The organism is Pseudomonas sp. KB-10, from assembly GCF_018221585.1.
GTDB classification, from domain to species: domain Bacteria; phylum Pseudomonadota; class Gammaproteobacteria; order Pseudomonadales; family Pseudomonadaceae; genus Aquipseudomonas; species Aquipseudomonas yangonensis.
In genome coordinates this window covers 472,718-490,609 of sequence record NZ_QYYB01000002.1, presented here as the reverse complement: position 1 = coordinate 490,609, position 17,892 = coordinate 472,718, and the positions used below count along the sequence as shown (strand labels likewise).

General features: G+C 63.2%; 14 protein-coding genes and 3 pseudogenes. 10 read left to right on the top strand and 7 right to left on the bottom strand.

The features are described from left to right. Positions 1-99: 99 nt before the first annotated feature. The gene (locus DXK50_RS07225) at positions 100-960 is read right to left on the bottom strand and encodes a MurR/RpiR family transcriptional regulator (protein WP_178101864.1); all 861 of its coding nucleotides are present in this window, start codon (positions 958-960) and stop codon (positions 100-102) included. Positions 961-1,170: 210 nt separating this feature from the next. Here DXK50_RS07225 and zwf point away from each other — a divergent pair, with 210 nt between their 5' ends. The 10 genes and pseudogenes from zwf (at position 1,171) to DXK50_RS07185 (ending at position 9,719) form a co-directional block, all read left to right on the top strand. Further along, on the top strand, positions 1,171-2,640 hold the full coding sequence (gene zwf / locus DXK50_RS07220) for a glucose-6-phosphate dehydrogenase (RefSeq protein ID WP_161866684.1): 1,470 nt from the start codon (positions 1,171-1,173) through the stop codon (positions 2,638-2,640). Continuing rightward, positions 2,627-3,340 (top strand): 6-phosphogluconolactonase, encoded by a 714-nt coding sequence (gene pgl / locus DXK50_RS07215; protein WP_212629825.1) that lies wholly within the window; start codon positions 2,627-2,629, stop codon positions 3,338-3,340. The genes zwf and pgl overlap by 14 nt, the downstream gene beginning before the upstream one ends. A gap of 1 nt (position 3,341) precedes the next feature. Next, a complete protein-coding gene (locus DXK50_RS07210; RefSeq protein WP_283088406.1) occupies positions 3,342-4,013 on the top strand; it encodes a bifunctional 4-hydroxy-2-oxoglutarate aldolase/2-dehydro-3-deoxy-phosphogluconate aldolase in 672 nt (223 codons plus the stop codon). Between the two features lie 152 nt (positions 4,014-4,165). Beyond that, a pseudogene (locus tag DXK50_RS25405) lies at positions 4,166-5,245 on the top strand (methyl-accepting chemotaxis protein); the annotation flags it as partial. After that, positions 5,237-6,100 carry a methyl-accepting chemotaxis protein gene (locus DXK50_RS25400; RefSeq protein WP_461818593.1) on the top strand — a complete coding sequence of 288 codons (864 nt, stop codon included), beginning with the start codon at positions 5,237-5,239 and terminating at the stop codon, positions 6,098-6,100. The pseudogene DXK50_RS25405 and the gene DXK50_RS25400, both read left to right, overlap by 9 nt. Before the next feature lie 113 nt (positions 6,101-6,213). Beyond that, positions 6,214-6,336 (top strand): annotated as a pseudogene (locus DXK50_RS07200) (bifunctional 4-hydroxy-2-oxoglutarate aldolase/2-dehydro-3-deoxy-phosphogluconate aldolase); the annotation flags it as partial. Between the two features lie 398 nt (positions 6,337-6,734). Then, positions 6,735-7,802 (top strand): annotated as a pseudogene (locus tag DXK50_RS25395) (methyl-accepting chemotaxis protein); the annotation flags it as partial. Continuing rightward, entirely contained in the window at positions 7,794-8,657 is an 864-nt protein-coding gene (locus DXK50_RS25390) for a methyl-accepting chemotaxis protein (protein ID WP_438826168.1), read from the top strand. The pseudogene DXK50_RS25395 and the gene DXK50_RS25390, both read left to right, overlap by 9 nt. A 205-nt stretch (positions 8,658-8,862) precedes the next feature. Further along, positions 8,863-9,297 (top strand): YciI family protein, encoded by a 435-nt coding sequence (locus tag DXK50_RS07190; protein WP_212629822.1) that lies wholly within the window; start codon positions 8,863-8,865, stop codon positions 9,295-9,297. A 2-nt stretch (positions 9,298-9,299) separates the two neighbouring features. Then, complete coding sequence (locus DXK50_RS07185) at positions 9,300-9,719, top strand: VOC family protein (protein WP_024308980.1); 420 nt, start codon at positions 9,300-9,302, stop codon at positions 9,717-9,719. 139 nt (positions 9,720-9,858) lie between these two features. On the opposite strand, the gene ggpS is transcribed toward DXK50_RS07185, so the two are convergent. From ggpS to phhA, 6 genes are all read right to left on the bottom strand, one after another. After that, positions 9,859-12,117 (bottom strand): glucosylglycerol-phosphate synthase, encoded by a 2,259-nt coding sequence (ggpS, locus tag DXK50_RS07180; RefSeq protein WP_212629821.1) that lies wholly within the window; start codon positions 12,115-12,117, stop codon positions 9,859-9,861. A 116-nt stretch (positions 12,118-12,233) separates the two neighbouring features. After that, entirely contained in the window at positions 12,234-13,496 is a 1,263-nt protein-coding gene (locus tag DXK50_RS07175) for an MFS transporter (RefSeq protein WP_212629820.1), read from the bottom strand. A gap of 146 nt (positions 13,497-13,642) precedes the next feature. Then, a complete protein-coding gene (locus DXK50_RS07170) occupies positions 13,643-14,986 on the bottom strand; it encodes a DUF2254 domain-containing protein (protein WP_212629819.1) in 1,344 nt (447 codons plus the stop codon). Between the two features lie 86 nt (positions 14,987-15,072). Continuing rightward, positions 15,073-16,272: an amino acid aminotransferase gene (locus DXK50_RS07165; protein ID WP_212629818.1), complete on the bottom strand. Its 1,200-nt coding sequence runs from the start codon at positions 16,270-16,272 to the stop codon at positions 15,073-15,075. Beyond that, the gene (locus DXK50_RS07160; protein WP_024308976.1) at positions 16,269-16,622 is read right to left on the bottom strand and encodes a 4a-hydroxytetrahydrobiopterin dehydratase; all 354 of its coding nucleotides are present in this window, start codon (positions 16,620-16,622) and stop codon (positions 16,269-16,271) included. Before DXK50_RS07160 ends, DXK50_RS07165 begins: the two co-directional genes overlap by 4 nt. Before the next feature lie 234 nt (positions 16,623-16,856). Then, positions 16,857-17,822 carry a phenylalanine 4-monooxygenase gene (gene phhA / locus DXK50_RS07155; RefSeq protein WP_349292092.1) on the bottom strand — a complete coding sequence of 322 codons (966 nt, stop codon included), beginning with the start codon at positions 17,820-17,822 and terminating at the stop codon, positions 16,857-16,859. Positions 17,823-17,892 lie beyond the last annotated feature (70 nt).

Here is a 17,892-nt window from a genome sequence, read left to right as displayed (position 1 = left end):
CAAGCCTACCAGAAGCGACGCGATTTGCCTGAACGGCACGATGCAGGTGAGCTCAGGCATCATCGGCGCAACCTAGGCGCAGATGCCTTGTCCGAACCTTTACAGTGATTCTTCATCCGCCGGATAGCGGCTGGCGGTCAGGCTTTCCTTGATCTTGCGCAGATGCGGCTGAAAGTCCACGCCACGACGCAGGGTGACACCCGTAGCGAGTACATCGAGCACGGTGAGCTGGATGATGCGTGATGTCATCGGCATGTAGATGTCGGTGTCTTCCGGTAGCGGAATGTCCAGGCTCAGGGTACTGGCCCTGGCCAGTGGCGAGCCGGCGGCGGTGAGGCCGAGTACCGAGGCGCCGTTCTCGCGTGCCAGGCGCGCCACCTCCACCAGTTCGCGAGTGCGCCCGGTGTAGGAAATGATCACGAACAGATCACCGGTGTGCGCCACCGAGGCGATCATGCGTTGCATCAGCACGTCGGAGTGGGCCGAGACGGCGAGGTTGAAGCGAAAGAACTTGTGCTGCGCATCCAGTGCCACCGAGGCGGAAGCGCCGAGGCCGAAGAAGTGGATCTGCCGCGCCTGGATCAGCAGGTCGACGGCGCGGCTGACGTGCTGCGGATCGAGGCTCTGGCAGGCGCTGTCCAGCGAGGCGATGGTGCTGCCGAAGATCTTGCGCGTATAGGCCTCGGGGCCGTCGTCGGCCGACACTGCGCGGCTGACATAGGCGGCGCCGCTGGCCAGGCTCTGCGCCAGTTGCATCTTCAGCTCCGGGTAGCCGTTGGCGCCGAACGAGCGGCAGAAACGATTGACCGTCGGCTCGCTGACCCCGGCCGCCTGTGCCAGGGCGGCGATGCTGAAACGAGTGGCCTGCTGTGGGTCATGCAGAATCACTTCGGCGACCTTGCGTTCGGCCTTGTTCAGGTCGTCCAGGCGGCTCTGGATCTGTTCCAGCAGGTTGCGCACTCGGTCCATAGGGGCTCCTAACAGCGGTTTGACGGGCTCGGCAGCAGGCGATCGGCAGCCAAGCGGCCGGCCTATCCTACTGATGACGCCCCCGGGCGACCACTGACTTATTGGTTGTCTAGGAAAATGTTGTTGCTATAACAATATTTTTTCTTGATAAATGCAGTATCACCCGGTATTTCTAGTTCATCTTGATAAAAGAACAAACTCATGCCTGCGATGAAACTTGAATCCTGCACCTTGGCCTTGTTCGGCGCGCTGGGCGATTTGGCGTTGCGCAAGCTATTTCCCGCGCTTTACCAGCTCGATCGCGCCGGTTTGCTGCACGATGCCACGCGCATCCTTGCGCTGGCGCGTGATGCCGGTGAGCCGAGTCGGCATCTGCTTGCCATCGAGCAGGCCTTGCGCCTGTACGTGCCGGCCAAGGAGCTGACGGAGCCCGATCTGGCGCGTTTCCTGGCGCGGCTGAACTACCTGACGATGGATTTTCTCAAGGCCGAGGACTACGCCGCGCTGCTCGAGCATGTCAGCCCGCAGGATCAGTTGATCGCCTACTTCGCTACGCCGGCGTCGGTGTATGGCGGCATCTGCGCCAACCTGGCTGCCGTCGGGCTGGCCGAGGGCACTCGGGTGGTGCTGGAAAAGCCGATCGGCCACGACCTGACATCCTCGCGTGCGGTCAACGACGCCGTGGCTCAGGTGTTCCCGGAGAATCGCGTCTATCGCATCGATCATTACCTGGGTAAGGAAACGGTGCAGAACCTCATCGCCCTGCGTTTTGCCAACAGCCTGTTCGAGACCCAGTGGAACCAGAACCACATTTCCCACGTGGAAATCACCGTGGCCGAGAAGGTCGGCATCGAGGGGCGCTGGGGTTACTTCGATCAGGCCGGGCAGTTGCGCGACATGATCCAGAACCACCTGCTGCAGCTGCTCTGCCTGATCGCCATGGACCCGCCCAGCGATCTGTCCGCCGACAGCATCCGTGACGAGAAGGTCAAGGTGCTCAAGGCGCTGGAGCCGATCAGTGTCGAGCAGCTCGGCCAGCGCGTGGTGCGCGGCCAGTACGTCGCCGGCAGCAGCGATGGGCGGCCGGTGCCGGGGTATCTGGAGGAAGAGAACTCCAACACCCAGAGCGATACCGAAACCTTCGTCGCCCTGCGTGCCGACATCCGTAACTGGCGCTGGGCCGGTGTGCCGTTCTACCTGCGCACCGGCAAGCGCATGCCGCAGAAACTGTCGCAGATCGTCATCCACTTCAAGGCACCGCCGCACTACATCTTCGCCCCGGAGCAGCGCCAGCTGATCGGCAACAAGCTGATCATCCGCCTGCAGCCGGACGAGGGCATCGCCCTGCAGGTGCTGACCAAGGATCAGGGCCTGGACAAGGGGATGCAGCTGCGCAGCGGCCCGCTGCAGCTGAGTTTCTCCGATACCTACCGCAGTGCGCGCATTCCCGATGCCTACGAGCGACTGCTGCTGGAAGTGATGCGCGGCAACCAGAACCTGTTCGTGCGCAAGGACGAAATCGAATACGCCTGGCAGTGGTGCGATCAGTTGATCGACGGCTGGCAGCGCCTCGGCGAAGCGCCGAAACCCTACACCGCCGGCAGCTGGGGCCCGATGGCCTCGGTGGCGTTGATCACCCGCGATGGCAGGAGCTGGTATGGCGATCTCTGAACTGAAACTGCCGCAGGGCGTACAGGCCTGCGCGCATAACGACGCCGAGCAATTGGCGCAGTCGATGGCGATGCGCGTAGCCGATGCGCTGCGTGAAGCCGTTGCCAGTCGCGGCCAGGCCACCCTGGTGGTGTCCGGCGGTCGCAGCCCGGTGCCGTTCTTCGAAGCGCTGGCGCAGCAGGAGCTGCCATGGGCGCAGGTACTGGTCAGCCTGGCCGACGAGCGCTGGGTACCGGTCAACCACGCAGGCAGCAACGAAGGACTGGTGCGTCGTCATCTGCTGCAGGGGCCTGCGGCCGAGGGGCGTTTCATCGGTCTTTATCAGGTTGCCGGCAACCTGGAGCGAGCGGCCGACCTGGCCGACACGGCCGTCGCCGAACTGGCGCCTGTCGACGTGCTGGTACTGGGCATGGGCGATGACGGCCACACTGCCTCGCTGTTTCCGCACAGCCCCAATCTGCACCAGGCGCTACAGCCAGATTGCGCACGCCGGGTGTTGCCGATGCTGGCGCCGAGCGAGCCGGCGCAGCGCCTGACCCTGACCCTGCCGCTACTGGCCAGCGCGCGCCTGCCGCTGTTGGCGATCCAGGGCCAGGCGAAACTGAACACACTCAGCGCGGCGCTGCAGCCCGGCAAGATCGCCGAGCTGCCGATCCGCGCGTTCCTGCATTCCCCTCTCGAAATTCATTGGTGCCCCTGACATGACCAGCTTCGACCAAGACCAGCGCGCGCGCATGGCCGACAAAATCGCCGAGATCGACCGCATCTGCGCGCAGGCGCGGATCATGCCGGTGATCACCATCGCCCGTGAGGCGGACATCCTGCCGTTGGCCGACGCCCTGGCCGCCGGCGGCCTGCGCGTGCTGGAGGTGACCCTGCGCTCGGAGCACGGCCTGGAGGCAATTCGTCGCCTGCGTGCCGAGCGTCCCGAGCTGTGCGTCGGCGCCGGCACTGTGCTCGATGAAGACATGCTGGCGGCGGCCACTGCAGCCGGTGCGCAATTCATCGTCACGCCGGGCAGTACCCGTGAGTTGCTGCTGGCGGCGCTGGACAACCCGCTGCCGTTGCTGCCGGGCGTGAGCAGTGCCTCGGAGCTGATGGTCGGCTACGCCCTTGGCTATCGCCGCTTCAAGCTGTTCCCGGCGGAACTATGCGGCGGCGTCGCGGCGCTCAAGGCGCTCGCCGGACCTTTCGGTGGCGTGCGTTTCTGCCCAACTGGCGGCGTCAATCCGGACAATCTGCAGCGCTACATGACGCAGCCGAACGTCATGTGCGTCGGCGGCACCTGGATGTTCCAGCGGGAATGGGTGGAAAACGGTGATTGGGCGCGTATCCAGCAAGCCAGTGCCGAGGCGTTGAAACTGCTGGGCTGAGTGGAGTTGAAAAGATCCAGTCATATAGTTGACTGATGACTTAATGCTGGCGCCATGATATCGTCGTACGCTAATCAATAACCGGGTGTCGTAGGTTAGCGTGCTGACAACAAGAACAATTCTCCAGCGGATGCCCGATCGTTTTTTCGCGGATGGAGAATTTCATGAGCAAATGGCTCGGTAATGTCAGCGTCACCTGGAAGCTTGCCCTGAGCTTCGGCCTCGTACTTGTACTTACTCTGGTTCTGGCGATCACCGGTTGGGATGGCATCAGCCGCATGACTGAGCGTGGCCAGCGGGTGATCGAGATCAATCAGGTCAATACCCTGCTCAACGATCTGCGGGTGAGCCGCGTTCGTTACGTCTTCAGCAATGGCGACACGGCCTTTGCAGAGGCGATGCAGCAGGCGCTCGACCGCTATCGCGAGGCGCATGACCGCAGCATCAACAACTTCAGCTCGACGCAGAACCTCCGTTTGCTGAAGCAGCAGCATGCGCAGATCGCTCGATACCAGGAGTCACTCTCGACCATGCAACGCGCTTATGCCGATGCTGCGGCGGCGCGCAACGAGATGGGCAGCCTGGCGCGTAATGTGTTCGCCGAGATCGAGACGCTCGCCGAGTCCATAGAGCGCATGCCGGAATACGATCCGCAGCGGCAGGTTCGTTATCGCGCAATGCGTGATGCCAAGGAAGGTATTCAGCTGATGCGCTACGAGGTGCGTGGCTATACCGCCAAGGTCAACGCCGCCACCGAAGCAGCCGTGACTAGGCAGTTGCAGCGAACTGCCGACAGCCTGACCCAGCTGGACGTGGCGATGGGCAGCGAAAGTGCGGCGCAGGTCGCTGCCATCCGCCGGGGCTTCGATGGCTACCGCGCAGTCGTGGAGGCGTTCCAGCAGGCCAATACCCGAGCACTCAAGGCGCGTGATGAGCTCGATGAAACCGGTAATGCGATCGTCGAGCTGAGCGATCAGCTCGTTGCCAATCAGATCGCGGAGCGCAACAGCGATAGCTCGGCAGTCAAGTCCATACAGTTGATCTCCACGCTGGTGGCATTGCTCATCGGTATCGGTGCGGCGGTCGTCATGACACGCCAGATCACCCGGCCGCTGGGCGAGACGTTGCAGGTGGTCGAGCGCATCGCCGCCGGTGACCTGAGCCATCTGCCCGAAACCAGCCGCCGCGACGAGATCGGCGAGGTGCAACAAGGTGTGCATCGCATGGGGCAGTCGCTGCGTGAGCTTATCGGCGGCATCAGCGACAGCGCCAGCCAGATCGCCAGCGCCGCCGAGCAGCTGTCGGCAGTGACGGAGCAGACCAGCGCCGGGGTCAACAGCCAGAAGCTGGAAACCGATCAGGTGGCCACCGCCATGCAGGAAATGTCCGCGACGGTCAACGAAGTCGCGCGCAATGCCGAGCAGGCCTCGCTGGCCGCGGCCGACGCAGATGCCGAAGCGAACCAGGGAGATCGTGTTGTAGCCGAGGCGATTGGCCAGATCGAGGCACTGGCTGGCGAAATGGCGCGCTCTACCGACGCCATGAATCTGCTGCAGAAGGAAAGCGAGAAGATCGGCAGCGTCATGGACGTGATCAAGGCGGTGGCCGACCAGACCAACCTGCTGGCGCTTAACGCGGCCATCGAGGCCGCGCGTGCGGGCGAGGCGGGCCGTGGCTTCGCCGTGGTCGCCGACGAAGTGCGCAGCCTGGCGCGACGCACGCAGCAGTCCACCGAAGAAATCGAGAACCTGATCGGTGCCCTGCAGCGCGGTACTCAGGAGGTGGCAGGTGTGCTCGACGAAAGCCGCAGCCTCACCGACGACAGCGTCGAGTTGGCGCGCAAGGCTGGTGTGGCGCTGGGGGTGATCAATCAGAAGGTGTCCAACATTCAATCGATGAATCAGCAGATCGCTGCCGCTGCCGAGCAGCAGGGCGCGGTCGCCGAAGAGATCGGCCGCAGCGTACTGAGCGTGCGCGACGTAGCCGAGCAGAGTGCCGCCGCCAGCGAAGAAACGGCGGCCAACTCGGTGGAGCTGGCCCGCCTGGGCAATCATCTGCAGTCGTTGGTCAGCCGCTTCCGCGTTTGATCCTAAGCGCTGCAACAGTGAGCGGCGCACGCCGCAGGGGCGTCGCTCACCCCGTAGGGTGTGCTGCGCGCACTTGCTTTCGTGGACCGAGAGGGCGTGCGAAGGCGCGGATCATGCTGCTGATCACCATCGTCCTTGAGGCGGACATCCTGCCGTTGGCCGATGCCCTGGCCGCGGGTGGTTTTTTACGTGTACTGGAAGTGACTCTGCGCTCTGAGCATGGTCTGGAGGCGATTGGGCGCGTATCCAGCAATCCAGTGCCGAGGCGTTGCAGTTGCTCGCCCGAATCTGTGCAGAGCCGCTGCATGTTGAGTAATTTCAAGCGTCCAGCCACCGTCAAGTTGCAGAAGCGCGAGCACCGGCAAAAACAGGCTTCCAGCGTTCGCTATAGGGTATGCGTTTTGCCAGTACAGCCGCCGAGAAGAGCTGCGACCAAGAGAGTAGAACGTCAGCCTCTAGGGGCCATGCCGAGGCGCCGCCTTGCTGGGGTGCGCCCTTCGTCAGATGGGTGGCGATTTAGTGGCGTCATAGGCTTGGCGGGTGGGTGGTCATTTCCTTAGAATGCCGGGCCTTTCGCTGGCCACAAAAACAATTCTCCAGCCGCATGTAACCCTATAGAAGGTTGGAGAATCCTATGAATAGCTGGTTCGCGAATATCAGCGTCACCCTCAAACTCGTTTTCGGGTTCGGCCTTGTGCTCGCCCTGACGATCGTTCTCGCCCTGGTTGGTTGGACCAGTCTGGGCAGCTTGATACAGCGCAGCGACTGGATGAGCGATATCAGTCGATTGAACGATTCGCTGACCAATCTGCGTATCGTGCGCCTGCAATATATGCTCGCCAACGGCGATGAGCAGCTTGCCCAGAACGTGCAGAAAACCTTGGATGAATTCTCGGCTCAGCATCAGCAGGTGCTGTCGACCTTCAAAAGTCCGGAAAACGTGCGCCTGTTGCAAATGCAGCAGAGCGAGATCAAGGCTTATCAGATCTCCCTGAACGCCATGCGTGCTGGCTACCGTGGGATCAACGACGCTCGCCAGAGCATGGTTAGCAGTGGCGGCAACGTCGGGCGCTTGCTCGATGAGATCAATGCGGCGATCGTGGCCCTGCCGGACTACGATGAAAGTCGCTTTGCCCAGTTCCAGGCTATCACCAAGATCAAGGACGACTGGCAGGTGGTGCGTTACCACGTACGGGGCTACATCTTTAATGCCAACGCGGAAACGGAGCGTACCGCCATGGCGCAGATCGATGCGAGCCTCGCTGCCCTTGGCCAGTTTCGCGAACGTTTCGGTGGCCAGTATCCGGAGCGTATCACCCGGGCGGAAGGTGCTCTGAACGACTACCGTAACGGAGTACTTGCGTTCAAATCGGCGAATGAGGATGTCGCTCTGGCCCGCAAGGAATTGACTGAACAGGGCTATCAGATCGTCAAGGCCAGCGAAGAGCTGACGCAGATCCAGATGACCCGTCGAGACAGCGAAAGTGCCAACGCCCGTATCCTGCAACTCAGCGCCACATTGCTGGCCTTGCTTCTCGGTATAGTGGCTGCCTGGGTCATCACCCGACAGATCACCCGGCCGCTGAAGGATACTCTCGACGCCGTCGAGCGCATTGCCGAAGGTGACCTGACGCATAGCCTGCAGGTGACCCGCCGCGATGAAATCGGTGTGCTGCAGCAAGGCGTGCAGAGTATGGCCAGCAGCCTGCGCGAGCTGATCGCCGGCATCCGCGACAGCGTGGCGCAGATTGCCAGTGCAGCCGAAGAGCTCTCGGCGGTAACCGAGCAGACCAGCGCCGGTGCCAACAGTCAGAAGAGCGAGACCGACCAGGTCGCCACCGCCATGCACGAGATGTCGGCCACCGTGCAGGAAGTCGCGCGCAACGCCGAGCAGGCGTCGCAGGCGGCCAACCAGGCCGATGGCCAGGCCCGCGTGGGGGACCAGGTAGTCGCCGAGGTGATCACGCAGATCGAGCGTCTGGCCGCCGAGGTCAGCCGCTCCAGCGATGCGATGAATGGCCTGCAGCAGGAAAGCGACAAGATCGGCAGCGTCATGGACGTGATCAAGTCGGTGGCCGAGCAGACCAACCTGCTGGCGCTTAACGCCGCTATCGAGGCGGCACGTGCCGGCGAGGCCGGGCGTGGTTTCGCCGTGGTCGCCGACGAGGTGCGCGGCCTGGCGCAGCGCACGCAAAAGTCCACCGAAGAGATCGAAGCGCTGATTGCCGGCCTGCAGAGCGGCACTCAGCAGGTCGCCGCGGTGATGCGCAACAGTCGCAACCTGACCGACAGCAGCGTCGAGCTGACGCGCAAGGCTGGGGATTCGCTGGGCAGCATCACTCAGGCGGTGTCCAACATCCAGTCGATGAACCAGCAGATCGCTGCTGCCGCGGAAGAGCAGAGCGCCGTGGCCGAGGAAATCAGCCGCAGCATTCTCAGTGTGCGCGATGTTTCTGAACAGACCGCCACCGCCAGCGACGAAACGGCCAAGTCCTCAGCTGAGCTGGCGCGCCTGGGTGGTCAGCTGCAATCGCTGGTCAGCCGCTTCCGCGTGTGATCCTGCCTGCGCGGCGTGCTTCCTGAGGCGCCGCGCAACTCGCTCCTGCCGCGGGTCGTATCTGGCGACCCGACAAAAATATTCCCTTCGCCTGTCGATTCTTTCTTCACTCCTTCGACTACTGCATAGAACCCCACCCCGGGTTCACTGTCAGCCGTAGGGAGACACCCTGCGCGCGACTTCGACTCGAACAAGGAGAAAGGCGATGCGTTTCATGGTGATTGTCAAAGCCACCGCGGATTCCGAAGCCGGCGTAATGCCCAGCGAAGAGCTGCTAACGGCGATGGGCCGTTACAACGAAGAGCTGGCGGCCGCTGGCGTGATGCTCGCCGGCGAAGGACTGCACCCCAGCTCCAGAGGCGCGCGGGTGCGTTTTTCCGGCACGCAGCGTACGGTGATCGATGGTCCGTTCATGGAAACCAAGGAGCTGGTGGCGGGCTTCTGGATCTTTCAGTGCGAGTCGCTGCAGGCGTGCATAGACTGGGTCAAGCGCTGCCCAAATCCCATGCCTGGCGAGTCCGATATCGAGATTCGGCAGATCTTCGAGGCTGAGGATTTCGGCGCCGAATTCACCCCCGAATTGCGCGAGCAGGAAGACCGTATTCGCGCGCGCATCAGCAGTGAAAATCAAGGAGAGTAGCGATGAAGATACATGCTTATCTGATGTTCGACGGCCAGTGCGAGGAAGCTTTCAATTTTTACGCCGAACTGCTGGACGGCAAGCTGGAGCTGATGCGCTTCGGCGAAAGCCCGGATGCCGGTGAGGTGCCGCCGGAGTATCACGACCGGGTGATGCATGTGTGCCTGACGGCGGGTGACCAGATTCTGATGGCGTCGGATACCATTCCGCAATATCCGCACGAGGGTATCAAAGGCTGCTCGATCTCCCTGCAGGTGGACAACGTGCCGGAGGCCGAGCGCCTTTATGAAGCGCTGTCGGCCGGTGGCGAAGTGCAGATGGAGCTGCAGGCCACCTTCTGGGCAACCCGCTTCGCCATGCTCACCGACCGCTTCGGCGTGCCGTGGATGATCAACTGTGTGATCGATAGTCAGGAGGGCTGACTACGAGCGTCCAAGCCTAGCCCGGATGCAATCCACGGAGGCGCGGGATCGGGTATTCGCGGCTGAAGCCGCTCCTACAGACTAATAGTTGGGTAGGAGCGGTTGGGCGGCATTCCGTTTCAGCCGCGAACGCTGTTTTTCAGCCCACCAGCGTCAGCGGCTCGCGCTCTTCCTCTACCTGCACGCCCGCCAGGAAGTCCTCGCCCCAACGGCGGATATCGTTGAAGCTGACGATATCGAACAGCTCGCGCAGACGCGCCTGGGCCTCGCTCTTGGGCAGGTTAAGTGCCAGGTAGCAGGTCTGTGCCAGATCGGCGGGGTCGTGCGGGTTGGTCAACAATGCACCCTTGAGCTCGGCGGCGGCACCGGCGAACTCCGACAGTACCAGCACACCGCGCCCGCCCAGCAGGCCTTGCGCGGCGACGAACTCCTTGGCGACCAGGTTGAGGCCATCGCGCAGCGGGGTGATCCACATGACGTCGGCCATGGCGTACCAGGCGCTGACTTCCTCGAACGGCAGGCTGCGGAAGAAGAACTGCAGCGGCGTCCAGCCGATGCGGGCGAAACGGCCGTTGATGCGGCCCACGGCCTGCTCGATCTGCGTCTGCAACTCGTCATAGACCCTCATTTCGCGTGCTGCCGGCACGCAGACGGTGACCAGGGTGACCTTGCCGAGCAGCTCGGGGTTGTCGTCGAGCAGACGCTCGTAGGCGTTGAGCTTTTCCAGGATGCCCTTGGTGTAGTCGAGGCGCTCGACTGCGAGAATCAGCTTCACGCCCTTCATTTCCTCGCGCAGGTTCGCCATCAGCTCCTGGATTTTCGGCGCCGCCAGGGCATTGCGAACACGGTCGATGTCGAGGCCGACCGGGTGCGCCCCGAGCCTGACCTGACGGGTGCCGGTATCCAGCGCGGTGGTCATGCGTTCCAAGCCGACGGCGCAGCCGTAAGTGATGAAGCGCGGCGCGCAGCTCTGCCGTTCCAGGGTCTTGAGCGGGAACACACCGCGGGCAACGTCGACGAAGTTCTCCACCTGACGCGGGATGTGGAAGCCGATGTAGTCGCACTGCAGCAGGCTGCCGACGATCTGCCGGCGCCAGGGCAGCACGTTGAACACGTCAGCCGAGGGGAAATAGGTGTGGTGGAAGAAGGCGATGCGCAGGTTAGGGCGCAGCTCGCGCAGGTAGGCCGGCACCATCCACAGGTTGTAGTCATGCAGCCAGACGATGGCGCCTTCGGCGGCCTCCAGCGCGGTGCGTTCGGCAAAGGCACGGTTGACCTTGAGGAACACCAGCCAGTCGTCTTCGTTGAAGGTGGCGCGCTCCCAGAAAGTATGCAGGGTCGGCCAGAAGGCTTCCTTGGAGAAGCGCTTGTAGAAGATGTCCACTTCTTCCTTGCTCAGCTTGACCCGCGCGGCGGTGAGCTTGGGGTAGCGCTCGGCGTCCACCGTGGTGTGGCTGTCGAACGGCTCGTCGCCGTCCTCGTGCACGGCCCAGGCTACCCAGGAGCCGGGGCGGCCGTCACCGAAGAAGCTCAACAGGGTGGGGATGATGCCGTTGGGCGAGGTGGGGCGACGGCGCTGCAGCTTGCCGGCAGCGTTGCGGTATTCCTCGTAGGGCAGGCGGTGATAGACCATCACCAGCTCGGCCTTGCCCGGTTGCGCGGCCTGGCGGCGTTCGGCGGCGATGCCGTGCTCGCCGAGAAAGCCGAAGTGGGCGAAGGCCTCGAGAATCCCGCCGCAGCCTGGGCGGCTGGCGTGCAGGGTGCGCGAATGGCTGCGCGTGGCCTCCAGCAGCGCGGCTTCCGACTGGCCGACGCAGACGCCGTGGAAGCTGGCGCTGAGCATGGACAGGTCATTGAGCGTATCGCCGGCCGCCAGTACCTGGTCGTGATCCAGCTCCAGCCAGTCGGCCAGAGCGTGCAGGCTGCTGCCCTTGTTCACGCCCTTGGGCAAAAAATCCAGATACAGCTCGGCGGAGTAGAGCAGGTCGCAGCCCAGCTCATCGGCGACCTTGCGCAGCTGTGGGTTGGCCGCTTGTTCGGGCGTGCAGAAGTAGGAGCAGCGCCGCGCCTGCGGCACGTCCTGGCGCTCCAGGCCGAACGGCTCGATGGCGCTGGCCACCTGGGTTTCGCCGGGCCAGCGGGCGTCGACCACGCTTTGCAGCGGCTGGATCGGCTGCAGGCTGTCGCCATGCACCAGGGTCGCGCCGACGTCGGCGATGATGTAGTCCGGCTGCGGCAGTGTCGGGTCGGCCAGCAGCGGCAGCACCGCTTCCAGGCTGCGCCCGGTGACGTAGGCGAGCTTGATCTCGGGGTGGGCGGCGATGGTCTGGTAGAGGCTCAGGCGGTCTTCGGGATCGCCGGCGAGAAAGGTTCCATCCAGGTCGGTGGCTAATAGCATCGTTGTTTCTCCAGAAGTGGCCAGTGCGGTGCGCTCAGGGGTGAGCGGCCGACGGGCCGGGTTTCTGGCTGCTTGGGGTAGGCTCGGGGCCTTGCCGAAACAGCCGGTTCACGTCTTCAGGACGTAGGGTTCGGGTTGCCCTCCACTTGTTCGTGCTCTTGCGCGGGGGCATCGGGCATCAGCTCCAGCACCTTGGGACTGGTGCGTAGCATCGGCACGAAATGCGCGGCGTCGCCGCTGACCAGGTCGCTGACATGGCGCAGCCGATAAAAGGTATAGGCAGCCAGCAGGCCGAGGGTGGTGGCGAAGTACAGAGGCAGTGCGCTGGCGCCCAGTTGCTCCATCAGCACACCGGCCAGCAGCGGCCCGCATACCGAACCGATGCCGTTGACCATCAGCAGGCTGGCCGAGCCGGAAAGAATTTCGTCGGCTTGCAGCTGGTCGATCAGTTGCGCTACGGCGATGGGGTAGATGGCGAAGGCCAGGCCGCCCCAGATGAAGATCGCGCCGAGTAGCAGCGGCCCTGCCGGCAGCAGGCTCATGATCAGTGCCAGGACGACCGCCAGTATCACCACTCGCAGCAGCACCTGGCGCCGGTCGTGGCGATCCGAATAAATGCCGATGGGCCATTGCAGCAGGGCGCCGCCGAGAATGGTGGCGGTCATCAGCAGGCCGACGCCGGACGTATCGAAGCCGGCCAGGCTGGCATAGACCGGCGCCATGCCCCAGAAGCCACCCATCGCCAGGCCGGACAGAGCCGCGGCGATGATCGCCAGTGGTGCGATCTGCCAAAGTTGGCGCAGGTTGGTCGGCGGCGACTCGGGCAGCGTCGGTTGTGCCTGGCGGGTGAGGGTGATGGGCATCAGCGCGGCGCTGATCAGGATGGCTGCGATGGCGAACAGGGTGAACTGCACCGGGTCGGCCAGGTGCAGCAGCTGCTGAGCCAGCGCCAGGGCGCCGAGGTTGACCGCCATGTACACGGCGAAGACCTGGCCGCGTTTCTCGTTGGGCGCCTGGGCGTTGAGCCAGCTCTCGATTACCATGTACAGCGTCACCAGTCCCAGGCCATAGAGCACGCGCAACAGCAGCCAGACCCACGGATCGATCAGCAGTAAATGGAGCAGGGCGGCGATGGCGGCCAGGGCGGCGCAACAGGCGAACGCGCGAATGTGCCCGATGCGTCTGACCAGCGGTGTCGCCAGCCAGGTGCCGAGGAGGAACCCGACGAAGTACCCGGACATGATCAGGCCGAGCATCGTCGTGGAGTAGCCTTCGGCGACGCCACGCAGGGTCAGTAGGGTGTTGAGCAGACCATTGCCAAGCAGGAGTAACGCGACCCCGCTCAGCAATGAACTGATGGGGGCAATGAGAGACCACATGCAAACTACCCTAGGGAACTGTGACTCTGATGGCAAGCATGAAGCACGCCATGTTTTTGGGGCTTCGCTTTTAAGTTATTGATTTTGAATGGATATTTTTACTGATGAACGGTTGCCCAGTTTTTTTCGGGCCAGGGCTCGCCTTATCATGGTGCTTCGCTTGCAACCTGCAGGGGCACCAGGGGCTGGTCTGACTCCTGCAGCGTGCGATTGATGCGGGCGATGAAATCATTGATTTCCTCACGATCACGCCGCTCGCTCAGGTGGCGCTCGGCGGTGTCGCGCACGCTGCGTGCATGGCGCAGCAGGGCAGCGCGTTGCTGCGGGCTGGCAGGGCGATGCAGCAGGTTCTTGAAGGCCTGCAGCAGGCTGACCAGAACGCAGACATCGGCGGCGCCATAGGTGCGAATCGGCCCCAGCAGCTGCAGCAGCAACTGGTCCAGCGACAGCTCCAGATAGCACAGCCGCGGCGGCTCGTCGGGCAGGCAGGCGAAATCTCGCTCGGACAGCGCTAGGCGTCTGCTCAGAAGCACGCTGAGCAGGTCCACGGTTTTGATCGCCGTGCCCGGATCGTTGATGCCGGGGCTCAGTGCCTTAACGGCGATTTCCGCCATCTGCCGGCAGCCGAAGAAGTAATGGGTACTGGCATACTCTTCGATGAAGAAATCGAAGCAGTCGAGCAACTGCTGGCACACCGCTTCATCCAGCGGGCGTTCCAGGCGAAACAGCGGGTGGCCTTCGCTGACGAAGAAACCGCGGTGGGCGAGTACCGTCATCCGTACCTGATGACGCTGCAGCAGCGTGTTGACCTCCTTGACGTTGAGTGCCTTGAAGTAGCCGTTGCGCTGCGCATGGACGATGAGCCACTCGCTGTCGTCTGGCCAGTGCGGCTGGGCGTCGCGCGATGCCGGGCCGCCAGTGCAGGCGTCGAGCTTTTTCAGGCTGGCGCTGTAGAGGTTGCCGAGAATGTACTCGACCTGAATCGACTGCGAAATCGAGCGGATGAAGTGTACGAACAGGCCCAGGCAGACGATGCCCAGGGCCAGGGTTATGAGCACGCCCAAGCTGGGTATGCGATCGTCGTTGCCCTGCTCGATGGTGGTGATCAGCAGCAGGGCGTAGAGGATGGTGCCGAGGTAGAAGCCCAGGGTTTTCTGGTGCGCCTTGCTGCTGACCAGGCCGGGAATCACTCGTGGTGACAGCGATGCTGCGGCGTTGTTGAGCACCACCATGACCATCGAGAAACTGAACACCATCAGGGACAGAATGCCCGCTACCAGCGTGCCGAGGATCAGCCTGGCATTGTCTGCATTGCTGACCAGGCCGAGATCGAAACGTTTCTTGAATGCCATCATCCAGGGCTGGTACTCGGCAGCCATGGTCAGCAGGCATAGCAGGAAGAAGCCGGCGGCGATCAGCGTCGGGTAGAACGCCAGGCTGTGGGTGATGCGCTGGTAAGCGCGAAAGAGGATGTTGCTGGGTACGGCCATTGGCGAATCCGTCGTGAATGGCGATGACCGCACTATAGTCGGGAAGGGGGCAGGCGGCAGGTGATAAAGACCGCCGCCTGCCTATCTCAGTTCACGCAGACTCGGGCAATGGCTGCAGCCAGCTGATCCAGCCGGCCAGCATCCAGCCCGGCGACGTTGGCGCGGCCGCTGCCGACCATGTACACGCTGAATTCCTCACGCAGGCGTTGCACCTGCAGCGGCGACAAGCCGGTGTAGGAGAACATCCCGCGCTGTTCGGCGATATGCGCGAAACGTTCGCTCAGCCCATGTGGTGCCAGTGCCTCGACCAGGCCGCGGCGCAGGCTGGCCACGCGCAGACGCATGCCTTCCAGCTCGTCCTGCCAGAGGCCTTTAAGCTCGTCGTCGCCGAGTATCTGCGCCACCACCGCAGCGCCATGGGCGGGCGGCGTCGACCACAGGTTACGGGCGATGGAGGCCAGCTGGCTGCGGATGTCGATGAGTTTTTCGGCGTTGCCGGCGCAGACGATCAGGGCGCCGGTGCGCTCGCGATACAGGCCGAAGTTCTTCGAGCAGGAACTGGTGATCAGCAGCTCCGGCAGTTCGGCGGCGAACAGACGCACGGCCCAGGCATCCTCTTCCAGTCCGTCGCCGAAGCCCTGGTAGGCGAAGTCGATCAGCGGCAGCAGTTCGCGCGCCTTGACCACTTCCAGCACGCGCTTGAAATCGCGCGGCGTGAGATCGAAGCCGGTGGGATTGTGGCAGCAGGCATGCAGCAGCACCACGTCGCCCTTGGGCAGGTGGGTGAGGGCGGCGATCATGGCCTCCACGTCGAGGCGGTTGTCGGCGCCGACGTATGGATAGTGGCCGACCTTGAGCCCGGCTTCGGCGAACAGGGTTTCATGGATCGGCCAGGTCGGATCGCTCAGCCAGATGCCGCGTCCGGGCAGGCAGTGGCGGATGAAATCGCCCGCCAGGCGCAGCGCACCGGTACCGCCGGGCGTCTGCGTGGCGCCGGCACGCTGCTCGCTCAGCAACGGCGAGTTGGCCCCCAGCACCAGCTGGCTCAGGCACTGGCCGAAGGCCGCATCGCCGTGGCCGCCGACGTAGGTCTTGGTCTGCTCGCTGTCGAGCAGGCGTTGCTCGGCCAGCTTCACTGCGCGGGGAATCGGCGTCAGCCCCTGGGCGTCCTTGTACACGCCGACGCCAAGGTCCAGACGCGCCGGGTTGTTGTCCAGTCGATAGGCTTCCATCAGGCTGAGGATGGGGTCGCCCGGTACGCGGGCGACCTGGTCGAAGTGACTCACTTGCGGCCCTCGGCGCTGGCGGCGAGCACATCGGTGCGTGCGGCCATGATGAAGTCGTTGCGGTGCAGGCCGCGCATCTCGTGGCTCCACCAGGTGACGGTGACCTTGCCCCATTCGGTGAGCAGGGCCGGATGGTGACCGACTTCTTCGGCGATGGCGCCAACGGCATTGGTAAAGGCCAGAGCGTGGCGGAAGTTCTTGAACAGGTACACGCGCTCCAGCTCCATATGGTCGCCACGTACCTCGATGTTCCAGTCGGGAATCTCGCGGATCAGTTCGGCCAGTTCTTCATCGGACACCTTCGGCGCATCGGCGCGGCAGGCTTCGCATTGGGCTTGGGCAAGGCTCATGGGATTCTCCTGTGTAAGAAATGTGAGTGAATCAGGCAGCGGGCTATCAGTTGACCATCGAGAGTAGGAGCCGCGCCCCCGCGGCGAATCGAGAGGGCGACGTCGATGGTGGCGTAAAGCCGCGATCGTTTCGCGCCGGGGCGACGCTCCTACAGTGGGAATATCGACACCCAGGTGTAGGAGCCGCGTCTCTCGGCGAACCGGTAAGCCGCAGGTTGCATCAACTGCCACCGCTCAGGCCGCTTTCGGCGGAAATTTCGGTGCATGCAGGCCCATCTGCATGGCCTGGTGCACCAGCGCCATGATGTCTTCGTGAGCCAACTCGAACAGGCGCTTGAGCTCTGGCAGAACGAAGTACACCGGTTGCAGGATATCGATGCGATACGGCGTGCGCATTGCCTCCAGTGCGTCGAAGGCCTGGTGTTCGGGCACGTCGGACAGGGCGTAGAGGGTTTCCTTCGGCGAGGAGAGGATGCCGCCGCCATAGATGCGCCGGCCAGCCGGGGTGTCGAGCAGGCCGAATTCGATGGTCAGCCAGTACAGCCGCGCCAGGTACACGCGCTGTTCTTTCGTGGCCTTGAGGCCGAGCTTGCCGTAGGTGTGAGTGAATTCGGCGAACCAGGGGTTGGTCAGCAGCGGGCAGTGGCCGAATATCTCGTGGAAGATGTCCGGTTCCTGCAGGTAGTCCAGCTCCTCGGGCGTGCGGATGAAGGTGGCGACAGGAAACTGCTTGCTGGCCAGCAGCTCGAAGAAGGTCTGGAAGGGAATCAGCGCCGGTACCCGCGCTACACGCCAGCCGGTGGTGGATTCGAGCACACGATTGATCTCGCCGAGCTGCGGAATGCGCTCCAAGGGCAGGCCGAGCTGTTCGATACCGTCCAGGTATTCCTGGCAGGCGCGGTTTTCGATCACCTCCAGCTGGCGGGTGATCAGGGTATTCCACACCTGATGCTCGCTTTCCGGGTAATGGATAAAGCCACTCTCGTCCGGTTCCCGGGCCACGTACTGCGTACTCTTCATCGCTGCCTCCCTCTTAGGGTCTGTTGTTCTTGTCTTGACCCGAGCATGCCGCTGATCGCTCGGGTTGAAACGGTGGCCAGAAGCAGCGCAGCCGAGGATCGCCCTAGGGAAATGTAAAGTTTTGATTACGATGTTGCCTATATCGCGATCTATCGGCTTGCTGCTGTGCTTGGCTGTCACATATTCTTGACGAAAATTATGCCGCCACCTCCGATTTCAATGACTCGGCGGCCATAACAACAAGAGCCTG